The sequence below is a fragment of the Pseudomonas sp. HN11 genome (assembly GCF_021390155.1).
Lineage (GTDB): Bacteria > Pseudomonadota > Gammaproteobacteria > Pseudomonadales > Pseudomonadaceae > Aquipseudomonas.
The window spans coordinates 4,180,656-4,194,827 of record NZ_CP089985.1 but is presented as its reverse complement, the minus strand read 5'-3'; the positions used below and the strand labels follow the sequence as shown (position 1 = coordinate 4,194,827).

The following is a 14,172-nucleotide window of genomic DNA, read 5'->3' as shown; positions in this document are numbered from 1 at the left end:
CTGCTCGCGAAGACGGCAGTACAAACAACACAAGCCCCAAGGAAAACCACCATGGCCACCACCGCCCACACCCAAGTCGTGCAAAAACAATTCGGCGAGCAAGCCTCGGCCTACCTGAGCAGTGCCGTGCACGCCCAAGGCACCGAATTCGCGCTGTTGCAGGCCGAACTGGCCGGGCAGGGCGGTGCACGCCTGCTGGACCTGGGTTGCGGGGCCGGCCATGTGAGTTTCCACGTAGCGCCACTGGTCAAAGAAGTCGTCGCCTACGACCTGTCACAGCAGATGCTCGACGTAGTCGCCGCTGCGGCGACAGACCGTGGCCTGGCCAACATCCGCACCGTCCACGGCGCCGCCGAACGCTTGCCGTTCGCCGATGGCGAGTTCGACTTCGTGTTCAGCCGTTATTCGGCCCACCACTGGAGCGACCTCGGCCTGGCCCTGCGCGAAGTACGCCGCATACTCAAGCCGGGCGGCGTGGCGGCGTTCGTCGATGTCTTGTCACCGGGCAGCCCGCTGTTGGACACTTACCTTCAAACCGTCGAAGTGCTGCGCGATACCAGTCACGTGCGCGATTATTCCGCCGCCGAATGGATGCAGCAGCTCAGCGAATCCGGCCTGCATGTACGCACCAGCAGTCGTCAGCGCCTGCGCTTGGAATACACCTCGTGGGTCGAGCGAATGCGCACGCCAGAGGTTCTGCGCGCTGCCATCCTGGAGCTGCAAAAGGCGATGGGCCAGGAAGTGCGCGATTATTACGAAATTCAGGCCGACGGCACCTTCAGCACCGACGTGCTGGTGGTTTTCGCTGAACGCTGATCTATTTTTCCGACCCGCCCACGGGCGGGTCGCTCGATGAAATGAGGAACGCATGAGCAAGCAGATTCTGATTCTCCCTGGCGACGGTATTGGTCCGGAAATCATGGCCGAAGCGGTCAAGGTGCTGGAACTGGCCAACACCAAGTACAGCTTGGGCTTTGAGCTGAGCCACGACGTGATCGGCGGCGCGGCCATCGACAAGCACGGCGTGCCCCTGGCCGATGAAACCCTGGACCGCGCCCGTGCGGCCGACGCCGTGCTGCTCGGCGCCGTGGGTGGCCCGAAATGGGACAAGATCGAACGTGACATCCGCCCTGAGCGCGGCCTGCTGAAAATCCGCGCGCAACTGGGCCTGTTCGGCAACCTGCGCCCGGCGATCCTCTACCCGCAACTGGCTGACGCGTCGAGCCTCAAGCCGGAAGTGGTGGCGGGCCTGGATATCCTGATCGTGCGTGAGCTGACCGGCGGTATCTACTTCGGCTCGCCACGCGGCGTGCGTGAGCTGGAAAATGGCGAACGCCAGGCCTACGACACCCTGCCGTACAGCGAGAGCGAAATCCGTCGTATCGCTCGTGTGGGGTTCGACATGGCCCGCGTGCGTGGCAAGAAGGTCTGCTCGGTAGACAAGGCCAACGTCCTGGCTTCCAGCCAACTGTGGCGCGAAATCGTCGAAGAAGTGGCCAAGGACTACCCGGATGTCGAACTGAGCCACATGTACGTCGACAACGCCGCCATGCAACTGGTGCGTGCACCGAAGCAGTTCGATGTGATCGTCACCGACAACCTGTTCGGCGACATCCTGTCCGACCAGGCGTCGATGCTCACCGGTTCCATCGGCATGCTGCCGTCGGCGTCCCTGGACACCCACAACAAGGGCATGTACGAGCCTTGTCACGGTTCGGCGCCGGACATCGCGGGCCAAGGCATTGCCAACCCGCTGGCGACCATCCTGTCGGTTTCGATGATGCTGCGTTACAGCTTCAACCTGGGCGACGCAGCCGACGCGATCGAGAAAGCCGTGAGCCTGGTGCTGGACCAGGGCTTGCGCACCGGTGACATCTGGTCGCAGGGTTGCACCAAGGTCGGTACGCAAGAAATGGGCGACGCAGTAGTCGCCGCGCTGCGGAATCTGTAATCTCTCGGGCCCGCTTGCAGTTGTTGCTGCAAGGCGGCCCACTTTTTAACAAGGTGTAGTTGCGATGAAACGTGTAGGTCTGATCGGTTGGCGCGGTATGGTCGGTTCCGTGCTCATGCAGCGGATGCTGGAAGAGCAGGATTTCGATCTTATTGAGCCGGTGTTTTTCACCACTTCAAATGTGGGTGGCCAAGGGCCGTCCGTGGGCAAGGATATTGCCCCGCTCAAGGACGCCTACAGCATTGAAGAGCTGATAACCCTCGACGTGATTCTGACCTGTCAGGGTGGCGACTACACCAGCGAAGTCTTCCCCAAGCTGCGCGAAGCCGGCTGGCAGGGTTACTGGATCGACGCCGCCTCGAGCCTGCGCATGCAGGATGATGCGGTGATCATCCTTGACCCGGTGAACCGCAAGGTCATCGACCAGCAGCTGGATGCGGGCACCAAGAACTACGTCGGCGGTAACTGCACCGTCAGCCTGATGCTGATGGGCCTGGGTGGCTTGTTCGAGGCTGGCCTGGTCGAATGGATGAGCGCCATGACCTATCAGGCGGCCTCCGGCGCCGGCGCGCAGAACATGCGTGAACTGATCAAGCAAATGGGCGCGACCCATGCTGCTGTCGCCGATCAACTGGCCGATCCCGCCAGCGCGATCCTCGACATCGACCGTCGTGTGGCCGAAGCCATGCGCAGTGAGGCCTACCCGACCGAGAACTTCGGCGTGCCCTTGGCCGGCAGCCTGATCCCGTGGATCGACAAAGAGCTGCCGAATGGCCAGAGCCGCGAAGAGTGGAAGGCCCAGGCCGAGACCAACAAGATCCTCGGTCGCTTCAAGAGCCCGATCCCGGTGGACGGCATCTGCGTGCGTATCGGCGCGATGCGCTGCCACAGCCAGGCGCTGACCATCAAGCTGAACAAAGACGTGCCGATCGCCGATATCGAAGCCTTGATCAGTCAGCACAACCCTTGGGTCAAGCTGGTACCGAACAACCGCGATATCAGCATGCAGGAGCTGAGCCCGACCAAGGTCACCGGCACCTTGAATGTACCGGTTGGCCGTCTGCGCAAGCTGAACATGGGCAGCCAGTTCCTGGGCGCGTTCACCGTGGGCGACCAACTGCTGTGGGGCGCGGCCGAACCGCTGCGCCGCATGCTGCGGATCTTGCTGGAGCGTTGATCGCTTTGACGTGTTGAAGAAACCCGCGCTCTGGTGACAGGCGCGGGTTTTTTATTGGCCTCACCCCCAGCCACCCGGTAAAGTGCCGCTCCCCCCGCAATGCCCGAGGCAGCCCCCATGACCCAGACCTTTGAAATCGCCGTAATCGGCGCCACCGGCACCGTTGGCGAAGCCCTGGTGCATATACTCGAAGAACTGAGTTTTCCAGTGGGCACCTTGTATCTGTTGGCGGGCAACAACTCGGCGGGCGCATCGGTGCCGTTTCGCGGCAAGAATGTGCGGGTCAAGGAGGTCGATGAGTTCGACTTCAATAAGGCTCAACTGGCGTTCTTTGCGGCGGGGCCAGCAGTCACCTTGAGTTTCGCGTCACGTGCTACTGCAGCAGGTTGCTCGGTGATCGACTTGTCCGGCGCCTTGCCGGCCGAGCAGGCGCCGCAGGTGGTGCCGGAAGCCAATGCCCATGTGCTGGACGGCCTTAAAAAGCCATTTCAACTCGGTAGCCCAAGCCCATCGGCGACCAACCTGGCGGTGGTCCTAGCGCCATTACGAGGTTTGCTGGACATCCAGCGCGTGAGCGTCACCGCCAACCTGGCGATGTCTGCCCAGGGGCGTGAGGCGGTCAGCGAGCTGGCGCGGCAAACCGCTGAGCTGCTGAATATGCGCCCGCTGGAACCGAAGTTTTTTGATCGGCAGGTGGCCTTCAACCTGTTGGCACAAGTCGGCACCCCAGATGCCCAAGGTCATACAGCCTTGGAGAAGCGTCTCGTACACGAACTGCGCGCAGTGCTGGAATTACCTTTGCTGAAGATTTCCGCAACCTGCGTTCAAGCCCCGGTGTTTTTTGGCGATAGCCTGACTGTGTCCCTGCAACTGGGCGCGGCGGTCGACCTCGCTGGGGTGAACCGCGCACTTGACGCTGCGCCGGGGATCGAGCTCGTGGATGAAGGGGATTTTCCTACAGCAGTCGGTGATGCGGTGGGCCAGGATGTGGTCTACGTGGGGCGTGTAAGGGCAGGCGTGGACGACCCGGCGGAACTAAATCTGTGGCTGACGTCAGATAACGTACGCAAAGGCGCCGCACTGAATGCCGTGCAACTGGCGCAGTTGTTGATAAAAGGCCTTGCGTAAAAGATACTTGGCGGCAATTTGTAGATTGATTCTAGCCAGGCGCTATGCTTGGCCCCAGGTAGGAAAAGTTGCGCGTCGGTGACCTATCGGCTCGCCATGCCTTATGGCAGCGGTTACCAACCTTCTCGCAGGCCGGGGAGTGTTCAAACAAAGGATGAGGCTATGGTTCAAGTTCGCAAACTGGTGTTAGCAATAGCGGCCGCCTCGGCGCTGTCCTCCGGTATGGCGCAGGCGCTGCAGCTGGGGGAAATGACCCTCAAGTCGAAGTTGAACCAGCCGCTGGCGGTGGAAATCGAATTGCTCGATGTCGGTGGCCTCACCGCTTCCGAGATCACGCCAAGCCTGGCGTCGTCCCAGGCGTTTGTGGATGCGGGCGTTGATCGCCAGGCGTTCCTCGATGACTTGACGTTTACTCCAGTCGTCAACCCTAATGGCCGCAGCGTGGTGCGCGTCACCTCCAGTAAGCCGCTGCCCGATTCCTACGTACGCTTTCTGTTGCAGGTGCAATGGCCCAATGGGCGGTTGATGCGCGATTACAGCGTCTTGCTTGATCCGGCCAAATTCGATCAACCTGCACCGACGGCCGCCGCGCCCGCGCCGCGTCTGGCTGCACCGGCCAGCAGCGCGCCGGCCGCAAGCAAGCCGACACAACACACGACCACATCCCGCGACACCTTGTGGGAAATTGCCGCTAAGAACCGCAATGGCGGCTCGGTGCAGCAGACCATGCTGGCAATCCAGGCGCTGAACCCCGACGCCTTCATCGACGGCAATATCAACCGCTTGAAAACCGGCCAGGTCCTGCGCCTGCCCGATCCCGTACAAAGCACCGCGCTGCCGCAACCCCAGGCGATCGCCGAAGTCAGTGCGCAAAATGCGGCCTGGCGCCAAGGTCGCCGTGCCGCTACCAACCCATCGGCAGGTAAGCAGCAACTGGACGCCACCAAGCGCACCCAGGCCGGTAATGCACCCGCGAGCACCAACGCCAAGGACAATTTGAGCCTGGTGTCTGCCGAGGCAGCCAGGAAAGGCGCCAAAGGCAAGGCCGGCGATAGCGCGGCATTGAGCGACAAGCTGGCGATGACCCAGGAGCAGTTGGACACCACCCGTCGCGATAACGAAGAACTGAAAAGCCGCGCGGCAGACCTGCAAAGTCAATTGGACAAGCTGCAAAAGCTGATTCAGCTGAAAAACGATCAGCTCGCGCGTTTGCAGGCTGAGAAGGGCGTTCCGGCGGCTTCTGCCACGGCGGCGATGCCCGCGCAGTTGGCCGGCGAACCGGCTGCTGTGACCGCAGCTCCCGATGCAGCCACAGCGACGCCCGCACCTGCACCCGCACCCGCTGCGCCAGCGACTGAACCAGCCAAGACGGCTGCAGCGCCTGCCACCACTGAGGGCAAGTTCAACGACCTGCTGACCAACCCAGTTGTGCTCGGCGTGCTCGGTGGTGCGGCTATTTTGCTGGTGTTGCTGCTCCTGCTGTTGTGGGCACGCCATCGCAATGCTCGCCGCGAAGAGGAAAAACACCTGCGCATGGCGCGGGCCCTGGCGGAAGAGCCGGAGTTCACCTCGAACATCGATCACGACCTGCCACCCGACAGCTTCGAAGGCCTCGAAGTGCCGCCGCCAAACGTCAAGCTGGCCGCCACGCCAGCGGCCGCGCCGGTGGTTGAGCCGGCCGTCGTAGTGCCGACCGTTGCCTCTGTGCTCGCCCCGCTGGCGGTTGCTGTTGCCCCGGTGAACTCCAGCGATGCGCTGGCCCAGGCCCAATCCCATATCGACCGTGGGCACCTGAACCAGGCTGCCGATGTTCTCCAGCAGGCGATCAAGCACGAGCCCAAACGCAGCGACCTGCGTTTGAAACTGATGGAAGTCTACGGCCTGCAAAACGACAAAGACGGTTTCGTGACCCAGGAGCGTCAGTTGGTGGCCAATGGTGAAAACCATGCCCAGGTAGAGCGGCTCAAGAGTCGCTTCCCGGCCATGGCCGTGTTGGCGGCGGGCGTCAGCGCTGCGGTTGCCGCCGCTGCCCTGGACGCTCAATACGTCAAGGATTTGCTCGAAGACAAGCCGGCGGTGCCTGCGCCAGAGGCCTTCGACACCGATTTCGACCTGAGCCTGGACGATCTGGAAGAAGCCTCTGCGGCTGAGGTCAAGAACGATCAGCAGAACTTCGAATCGCTTTTGCAGCAGCAAACCGAAGCCCAGGCCGCGGCGAATGATCTGTCGGACTTCGACCTGGACCTGCAACTGGATGAGCCGGCTTCTGCGCAATCCGACGACGACTTCCTCTCCGGCCTGGAAGAGCAGATGAAGGACGTGCCAGCCGTCGAGCCCCCGACCCTGACCCCGGCGGCGCTGGATGACTTCGATCTGCCGGAAGATTTTGACCTGTCCCTGGCCGATGAGCCGGAGGCGCCTGCCAAGCCTGATGCTTTCGCCTCGGAGCTGGATGACGTCAACGCCGAGCTGGATCGTCTGTCCCAGAGCCTGGAACATCCGTCCATCGAGCCGTCCTTCACCGCCGAAGACGCGGCATTGGGCGATGATGAGCCGGAATTCGACTTTTTGTCCGGCACAGACGAGGTTGCCACCAAGCTCGACCTGGCCCAGGCCTATATCGACATGGGCGATGCGGACGGCGCACGGGACATCCTTTCCGAAGTGCTGATCGAGGGTGACGAGACTCAGCGTGGCGAGGCCAAGGAAATGCTCGGTCGATTAGCCTGATAGGCTAGTGTTCACGCGACGGCGACCTTCGGGTCGCCGTTTTGCTTTTGTGGGCGCCCACACAAATCGGCATAATGGCCGCCTTTGCGCAACTCATCAGGCTCTCAGTTCTTGGCAAATATAGATAACGCGGCCGCCGAAATAGCGGCCGCAGGCTTTTACCGCATCGCCCTGGGCGTGGAATACAAAGGCTCGCGCTATCGCGGCTGGCAGCGCCAGGCCTCTGGCGTGCTGACGGTGCAGGAAACGCTGGAAAAGGCGTTGTCGAAAGTCGCTGACTCGCCGGTGTCGCTGATGTGTGCCGGACGTACCGACGCCGGTGTGCATGCCTGCGGGCAGGTGGTGCACTTTGATACCCAGGCCGAGCGCACCATGAAGGCGTGGGTAATGGGCGCTAATATCAATTTGCCCCATGACGTCAGCGTCAGTTGGGCCAAGGTCATGCCTGCGCATTTTCATGCGCGCTTCAAAGCCATCGCCCGACGTTATCGCTACGTGATCTACAACGACCAGATCCGCCCGGCGCACCTTAACGAAGAAATTACCTGGAACCATCGCCCGCTGGATGCCGAACGCATGGCCGAAGCGGCGCAGCACCTGGTCGGCGTGCATGATTTCAGTGCCTTCCGTGCTGGCCAGTGCCAGGCCAAGTCGCCGATCAAGGAAGTCCACCACCTGCGGGTGACCCGTCATGGCAAAATGATCGTGCTGGATATCCGTGCCGGTGCGTTTCTGCACCATATGGTTCGAAACATTGCCGGAGTGCTGATGACCATCGGCACCGGCGAGCGCCCGGTGGAGTGGTCCAAGGAAGTGCTGGAGAGCCGCGTCCGCCGTACGGGCGGGGTTACGGCGCATCCGTTCGGCCTGTACCTGGTGGATGTGGAGTACCGTGACGAGTTCGAATTGCCGGAACGTTTCATCGGGCCACACTTCCTCACAGGTTTCAGCGAACTTGGCGGCTGACGCCCGGAAAAGCTTTTGTTACCATCCGGGACTTTCTCGGCCCATCCCTGAGGTTTCCACGACATGTCAGCCGTTCGCAGCAAGATTTGCGGGATTACCCGCATAGAAGACGCGCTGGCGGCAGTCGAGGCGGGGGCGGATGCCATCGGTTTCGTGTTTTACGCCAGGAGCCCGCGGGCGGTGAATGTGTTGCAGGCCCGGGCGATCATTGCAGCCTTGCCACCGTTCGTGACCACCGTGGGGTTGTTCGTCAACGCCAGCCGCTGCGAACTCAATGAAACCCTGGATGCCGTGCAGTTGGACATGCTGCAGTTTCACGGTGATGAAAGTCCTGATGAGTGTGAAGGCTACCAGCGTCCCTATATCAAGGCGCTGCGCGTCAAGGCCGGGGATGATATCGCGGCTGCATGTGCCGCATATGGTGGCGCTCGCGGAATCCTGCTGGATACCTATGTCGAAGGCGTGCCGGGCGGTACGGGTGAAGCGTTCGATTGGTCGCTGATTCCCGAAGGCTTGAGCAAGCCGATCATCTTGGCTGGCGGGCTCAACCCCGCAAATATCGGGGCGGCGATCGAACAGGTTCGCCCCTATGCCGTGGATGTCAGCGGTGGGGTAGAGCAGGGCAAGGGCATCAAGGATCACAGCAAGATTCGCGCATTCATGCAGGCCGTGCGCAACAGCAGTGGCAGGATGTGACGGCTGGCAGTCTGCCGCCGTCCATAACTACCACTGTGTAAAACAGCCCGGCGCCGCCTGTGGGTGGCCCGGAAACGAAGTGGCAACCCTGCGCTGGCAGGTTGTCTGGAAGGCTGAGGATACAGCAGGAAAAGGCCGGTCGAACGTCTGACCCCGTCCCGCATGTGTCATCGCCACATATGAATTTAGCTCAAGGGCATACGCGGGGCTGTGTTCAAGCCACCGGTACTGGAGAAAGAAAGCATGAGCAACTGGTTAGTAGACAAACTGATCCCTTCGATCATGCGTTCCGAGGTGAAGAAAAGCTCGGTTCCTGAAGGTCTGTGGCACAAGTGCCCATCCTGCGACGCGGTGCTGTACCGCCCGGAACTGGAAAAGACCCTGGACGTTTGCCCCAAGTGCAATCACCACATGCGTATCGGCGCCCGCGCCCGCATCGATATCTTCCTGGATGCTGACGGCCGCAACGAGCTGGGCGCGGACCTGGAGCCGGTTGATCGGCTCAAGTTCCGCGACAGCAAGAAGTACAAGGACCGTCTGGTCGGTGCGCAGAAGCAGACCGGCGAGAAAGACGCGCTGATTTCCGTCAGCGGCAAGCTGCTGGGTATGCCTGTCGTTGTTTCGGCTTTCGAGTTCTCCTTCATGGGCGGCTCCATGGGTGCCATCGTTGGTGAGCGTTTCGTTCGCGCCGCCAACTACGCGCTGGAAAACCGTTGCCCGATGATCTGCTTCGCCGCCTCTGGTGGCGCGCGCATGCAGGAAGCCCTGATCTCCCTGATGCAAATGGCCAAGACCTCTGCGGTGCTGGCGCGTCTGCGTGAAGAAGGCATCCCGTTCATCTCGGTACTGACCGACCCGGTCTATGGCGGCGTTTCCGCCAGCCTGGCGATGCTGGGTGACGTGATCGTCGGCGAGCCTAAAGCGTTGATCGGCTTCGCCGGCCCGCGTGTGATCGAGCAGACCGTGCGTGAAAAACTGCCGGAGGGCTTCCAGCGCAGCGAATTCCTGCTGGAGCACGGTGCGATCGACCTGATCATCCCGCGTGGTGAACTGCGTCCTCGCCTGGGCAACCTGCTGGCGCAAATGATGGGCCTGCCGACCCCTGTGTACGTTGCGCCTAAAATTGAACCGATCGTCGTGCCGCCGGTGCCTGCAAACCTATGACCCAACGTACCCTGGGCGAATGGCTCGCCTACCTTGAGCAGTTGCATCCGTCTGCCATCGACATGGGCCTGGAGCGCTCGCAACAGGTAGCGGCCCGCCTCGGGTTGGGCCGGCCGGCACCGCGCGTGATCACGGTGACCGGCACCAACGGCAAAGGCTCTACCTGTGCCTTTGTCGCGGCGCTGCTGCAGGCCCAGGGCCTGAAAGTCGGCGTCTACAATTCCCCGCACCTGCTGCGTTACAACGAGCGGGTGCAGCTCAATGGCGTCGAAGCCACCGATGAGCAACTCTGCGAAGCCTTTGCCGCACTTGATGCCGGGCGGGGCGAGACTACCCTGACTTACTTCGAGATGGGCACCTTGGCGGCGTTCTGGCTGTTCGAGCGTGCGCAACTGGATGTGGTGGTGCTGGAAGTTGGCCTGGGCGGACGTCTGGACACGGTCAATGTGGTGGATGCCGACCTGGCATTGGTCACCAGCATTGGTGTGGACCACGCCGACTATCTGGGCAATACCCGCGAATCCGTGGCCTACGAAAAAGCCGGGATCTTCCGCCAGGGCAAGCCTGCACTGTGCGGCGACCTGGATCCGCCGCATACCTTGCTCGACAAGGTGTGCGAGCTGGATTGCCCGTTTTTGCTGCGTGGTCGCGACTTCAATCTTGAAGTCGGTGCGCGGCACTGGCAGTGGCGTGGGCGTGATGCCCGTGGTCAAGTGGTCGCGTTGCGTGACTTGCCGCTGCTGAACCTGCCGATGGAAAATGCCGCGCTCGCACTTCAGGCCTATCTGCTGCTGGACCTGCCGTGGGATGCCGAGCAGATCGCCGCTACTTTGTTGGCGACGCGTGTAGTCGGTCGGTTGGATCGCCGTGAATTCGAATGGCAGGGCAAGCGCCTGAACCTGCTGCTGGATGTGGGGCATAACCCCCATGCGGCGGAGTACCTGGCGCAACGCCTGTTGCGCACGCCGCCGGTCGGCCGCCGCCTTGCAGTATTCGGTCTGCTGGCCGATAAGGACCTCGACGGTGTGGTCGCTCCCTTGCTGGGCAATGTCCAGGCGTGGGCGGTAGCGCCATTGGATACTTCCCGCAGTCGGCCAGCCGCCGAGCTGGAAGTGGCCTTGCAGAACCTTGGTGCGCAGGTGGCGTCGTATGCAAGCGTGACCGATGCCCTTGAAGCGCAGTGCGCCGTTGCCACACCCGATGATGAGATTCTGTTGTTCGGGTCATTTTATTGTGTCGCCGAGGCGCTCGAGTGGTTGGCCCGGCGCTCCACGGAGGAAGCTGCACATGGCATTACTGGATAGCGCATATAAGCAGCGAATGGTCGGAGCCCTGGTTCTGGTGGCGTTGGCCGTGATTTTCCTGCCGATGTTGTTTTCGCGTCAGGACGAAGAGCGTCAAGTAATCGTCGAAGCCCCGGCTGCCCCGCAGGCGCCGTCGGTGCCGCAAGTACAGGTTGAGCCGGTGGTGGTGCCTGAGCCCCAGGCCTTGCCGGAAGAAGAGCCGGTGCCGAGCGATGCTGAGGTTGCGGCCCAGCAAGCCCCGTCGATGCCGGTTCAGCCGAGCGTGCCGGTGGTCAAGCCAACGCCTGCGCCGACTGTAGCGGTCAAGCCTGCCGCGCCTGCGCCCGCACCTAAGCCGGTAGCGCCGCAACCTGCTGCGCCGGGCAAGCCGGATGTGGGCCAGAGCCGTATTGATCCGAATGGCCTACCGATCAGTTGGTCGATTCAAGTGGCCAGCCTGGGCAATCGCGAAGGTGCTGATGCATTGCAGAAGAAGCTGCGTAGCCAGGGCTATAACGCCTATATCCGCAGCGCCGACGGCAAGAACCGCGTGTTTATCGGGCCGTTGATCGAACGTGCCGAGGCGGATCGCCTGCGAGATCTGTTGGACCGCCAGCAGAACCTCAAGGGTTTTGTGACCCGTTTCCAGCCTGAGCGCGGCTGATTTCAGCCTGGAATGCAGTAAAAAATGTGGGAGGGGGCTTGCCCCCGATGGCGGTCTACCAGCATTCAGTGTGCCGGCTGGACCAACGCTATCGGGGGCAAGCCCTCTCCCACATTGGTTTTGTGGTGGGGTTGAAATGGGCTTCGCTCCCCCCAAACTACTGATTTGCAAAGCGCCTGCAATCACAGCTTACCGACAGCCCAGCGCTCTGCTAAAATGCGCCGCCTCATCTGTCCGTAGGCTGAACTGTGCCATTTACCTGGGTTGATTGGGCGATCGTCGCAATCGTCGCCATCTCCGCTTTGATCAGTCTAAGCCGCGGCTTCGTAAAAGAAGCACTGTCGTTGCTGACCTGGATCATCGCAGGAGTCGTAGCCTGGATGTTCGGCGGTTCTTTGTCGGTCTATCTGGCCGGATACATCGAGACACCTTCGGCTCGCGTCATCGCGGGCTGCGCCATCATGTTCATCGCCACGCTGCTGGTGGGAGCAATGGTCAATTATCTTATTGGCGAGTTGATACGTGTCACCGGCCTCTCCGGGACCGATCGATTTCTCGGCATGGCCTTTGGCGCCGCGCGTGGCGCGTTGCTGGTAGTCGTGGCGGTCGGGCTGTTGAGCCTGGGGCCGGTACAACAGGATTCATGGTGGCAGGAGTCGGTACTCGTGCCAAAATTTCTATTGGTTGCAGATTGGTCCAAGAACCTCATTTTGGGATGGAGCAGTCAGTGGCTGGCCAGCGGAATCAGCGTACCCGCTGACCTTCCGTTCAAGGAACACCTCTTGCCGGCCAAAACGCCTCAGTAAGCTGTGTTCAGTCAAGATTCATTAAGTAGGGGTTGCGTCGCATGTGTGGCATCGTCGGTATCGTCGGTAAGTCGAACGTCAATCAGGCGCTGTATGACGCGCTAACCGTCCTCCAGCACCGCGGCCAGGACGCTGCCGGTATTGTGACCAGCCACGACGGCCGGTTATTCCTGCGCAAGGACAATGGCCTGGTGCGTGACGTGTTCCATCAGCGTCACATGCAGCGCCTGGTCGGGCACATGGGCATTGGTCATGTGCGTTACCCGACCGCCGGTAGCTCAACCTCGGCCGAAGCTCAACCGTTTTACGTCAACTCGCCTTACGGCATTACCCTGGCGCACAACGGTAACCTGACCAATGTTGAACAGCTGGCCAAGGAGATCTACGAATCTGACCTGCGCCACGTCAACACCAGTTCCGACTCGGAAGTGCTGCTCAACGTGTTCGCGCACGAACTGGCCCAGCGCGGCAAGCTGCAGCCGACCGAAGAAGATGTGTTCGCCGCCGTCACCGACGTGCATAACCGTTGCGTCGGTGGTTATGCCGTGGTGGCCATGGTCACCGGTTACGGCATCGTCGGTTTCCGTGACCCGCATGGCATCCGCCCGATCGTGTTCGGCCAGCGTCACACTGACGAAGGCGTCGAGTACATGATCGCTTCCGAAAGCGTGTCCCTGGATGTGCTGGGCTTCACCCTGATCCGCGACCTCGCACCGGGCGAAGCGGTGTACATCACTGAAGACGGTAAGCTGCACACCCGTCAGTGCGCCGTGGCGCCGAAACTCACCCCGTGCATCTTCGAGCATGTCTACCTGGCGCGTCCGGATTCGATCATCGACGGTGTTTCGGTCTATAAAGCGCGTCTGCGTATGGGTGAGAAGCTGGCCGAGAAGATCCTGCGCGAGCGTCCTGAACACGACATTGACGTAGTGATCCCGATTCCGGACACCAGCCGTACCGCTGCACTGGAGCTGGCCAACCACTTGGGCGTCAAGTTCCGCGAAGGCTTCGTGAAGAACCGCTACATCGGCCGTACCTTCATCATGCCGGGCCAGGCGGCGCGCAAGAAGTCGGTACGCCAGAAGCTCAACGCCATCGAGCTGGAGTTCCGCGGCAAGAACGTGATGCTGGTGGACGATTCCATCGTACGTGGCACCACCTGCAAGCAGATCATCCAGATGGCCCGTGAAGCCGGTGCGAAGAATGTGTACTTCTGTTCCGCAGCGCCTGCCGTGCGTTATCCGAACGTGTACGGTATCGACATGCCGAGTGCCCACGAACTGATCGCTCACAACCGTTCGACCCAGGACGTTGCCGACCTGATCGGCGCCGATTGGTTGATCTATCAGGACCTGCCGGACCTGATCGAAGCAGTCGGTGGTGGCAAGATCAAGATCGACCAGTTCGACTGCGCCGTGTTCGACGGCAAATACGTGACCGGTGATGTCGACGAGGCCTACCTGAACAAGATCGAGCAGGCGCGCAACGACTCGTCGAAGATCAAGACCCAGGCGGTCAGCGCGATCATCGACCTGTACAACAACTGAGTGACAACCGGCCCTGAGGGGCCGGTTTTGTATCTTAAATAAAGAATTGAGTAAGGAGTC

General features: G+C 61.3%; 12 protein-coding genes. All 12 read left to right on the top strand.

Going from position 1 to position 14,172, the window contains the following annotated elements; genetic code table 11:
* The first annotated feature begins 51 nt into the window (after positions 1 to 51).
* On the top strand, positions 52 to 816 hold the full coding sequence (locus LVW35_RS19035; protein WP_233891559.1) for a class I SAM-dependent methyltransferase: 765 nt from the start codon (positions 52 to 54) through the stop codon (positions 814 to 816).
* A gap of 52 nt (positions 817 to 868) precedes the next feature.
* Positions 869 to 1,951, top strand: coding sequence for a 3-isopropylmalate dehydrogenase (leuB, locus tag LVW35_RS19030; RefSeq protein WP_233891558.1), 1,083 nt, complete (start codon positions 869 to 871; stop codon positions 1,949 to 1,951).
* A 64-nt stretch (positions 1,952 to 2,015) separates the two neighbouring features.
* Positions 2,016 to 3,128, top strand: coding sequence for an aspartate-semialdehyde dehydrogenase (gene asd, locus LVW35_RS19025; RefSeq protein ID WP_233891557.1), 1,113 nt, complete (start codon positions 2,016 to 2,018; stop codon positions 3,126 to 3,128).
* A gap of 117 nt (positions 3,129 to 3,245) precedes the next feature.
* Complete coding sequence (locus LVW35_RS19020) at positions 3,246 to 4,256, top strand: aspartate-semialdehyde dehydrogenase (RefSeq protein WP_233891556.1); 1,011 nt, start codon at positions 3,246 to 3,248, stop codon at positions 4,254 to 4,256.
* 162 nt (positions 4,257 to 4,418) lie between these two features.
* Positions 4,419 to 6,986 carry a FimV/HubP family polar landmark protein gene (locus LVW35_RS19015; RefSeq protein ID WP_233891555.1) on the top strand — a complete coding sequence of 856 codons (2,568 nt, stop codon included), beginning with the start codon at positions 4,419 to 4,421 and terminating at the stop codon, positions 6,984 to 6,986.
* Between the two features lie 141 nt (positions 6,987 to 7,127).
* Positions 7,128 to 7,952, top strand: coding sequence for a tRNA pseudouridine(38-40) synthase TruA (gene truA, locus LVW35_RS19010; protein ID WP_233896516.1), 825 nt, complete (start codon positions 7,128 to 7,130; stop codon positions 7,950 to 7,952).
* A 63-nt stretch (positions 7,953 to 8,015) separates the two neighbouring features.
* Complete coding sequence (locus LVW35_RS19005) at positions 8,016 to 8,648, top strand: phosphoribosylanthranilate isomerase (RefSeq protein ID WP_233891554.1); 633 nt, start codon at positions 8,016 to 8,018, stop codon at positions 8,646 to 8,648.
* A 243-nt stretch (positions 8,649 to 8,891) separates the two neighbouring features.
* Entirely contained in the window at positions 8,892 to 9,812 is a 921-nt protein-coding gene (accD, locus tag LVW35_RS19000; protein WP_233891553.1) for an acetyl-CoA carboxylase, carboxyltransferase subunit beta, read from the top strand.
* Positions 9,809 to 11,116: a bifunctional tetrahydrofolate synthase/dihydrofolate synthase gene (folC, locus tag LVW35_RS18995; RefSeq protein ID WP_233891552.1), complete on the top strand. Its 1,308-nt coding sequence runs from the start codon at positions 9,809 to 9,811 to the stop codon at positions 11,114 to 11,116. The genes accD and folC overlap by 4 nt, the downstream gene beginning before the upstream one ends.
* Positions 11,100 to 11,759 (top strand): SPOR domain-containing protein, encoded by a 660-nt coding sequence (locus LVW35_RS18990; protein ID WP_233891551.1) that lies wholly within the window; start codon positions 11,100 to 11,102, stop codon positions 11,757 to 11,759. Before folC ends, LVW35_RS18990 begins: the two co-directional genes overlap by 17 nt.
* Positions 11,760 to 12,007: 248 nt before the next feature.
* On the top strand, positions 12,008 to 12,565 hold the full coding sequence (locus LVW35_RS18985) for a CvpA family protein (RefSeq protein WP_003192538.1): 558 nt from the start codon (positions 12,008 to 12,010) through the stop codon (positions 12,563 to 12,565).
* 41 nt (positions 12,566 to 12,606) lie between these two features.
* On the top strand, positions 12,607 to 14,112 hold the full coding sequence (gene purF, locus LVW35_RS18980) for an amidophosphoribosyltransferase (RefSeq protein ID WP_015884965.1): 1,506 nt from the start codon (positions 12,607 to 12,609) through the stop codon (positions 14,110 to 14,112).
* Positions 14,113 to 14,172 lie beyond the last annotated feature (60 nt).

Bases quoted from the DNA above. Each gene is read 5' to 3' on its own strand.
- LVW35_RS19035 (WP_233891559.1), top strand. From the start codon at position 52: ATGGCCACCACCGCCCACACCCAAGTCGTGCAAAAACAATTCGGCGAG.
- leuB (WP_233891558.1), top strand. From the start codon at position 869: ATGAGCAAGCAGATTCTGATTCTCCCTGGCGACGGTATTGGTCCGGAA.
- asd (WP_233891557.1), top strand. From the start codon at position 2,016: ATGAAACGTGTAGGTCTGATCGGTTGGCGCGGTATGGTCGGTTCCGTG.
- LVW35_RS19020 (WP_233891556.1), top strand. From the start codon at position 3,246: ATGACCCAGACCTTTGAAATCGCCGTAATCGGCGCCACCGGCACCGTT.
- LVW35_RS19015 (WP_233891555.1), top strand. From the start codon at position 4,419: ATGGTTCAAGTTCGCAAACTGGTGTTAGCAATAGCGGCCGCCTCGGCG.
- LVW35_RS19005 (WP_233891554.1), top strand. From the start codon at position 8,016: ATGTCAGCCGTTCGCAGCAAGATTTGCGGGATTACCCGCATAGAAGAC.
- accD (WP_233891553.1), top strand. From the start codon at position 8,892: ATGAGCAACTGGTTAGTAGACAAACTGATCCCTTCGATCATGCGTTCC.
- folC (WP_233891552.1), top strand. From the start codon at position 9,809: ATGACCCAACGTACCCTGGGCGAATGGCTCGCCTACCTTGAGCAGTTG.
- LVW35_RS18990 (WP_233891551.1), top strand. From the start codon at position 11,100: ATGGCATTACTGGATAGCGCATATAAGCAGCGAATGGTCGGAGCCCTG.
- purF (WP_015884965.1), top strand. From the start codon at position 12,607: ATGTGTGGCATCGTCGGTATCGTCGGTAAGTCGAACGTCAATCAGGCG.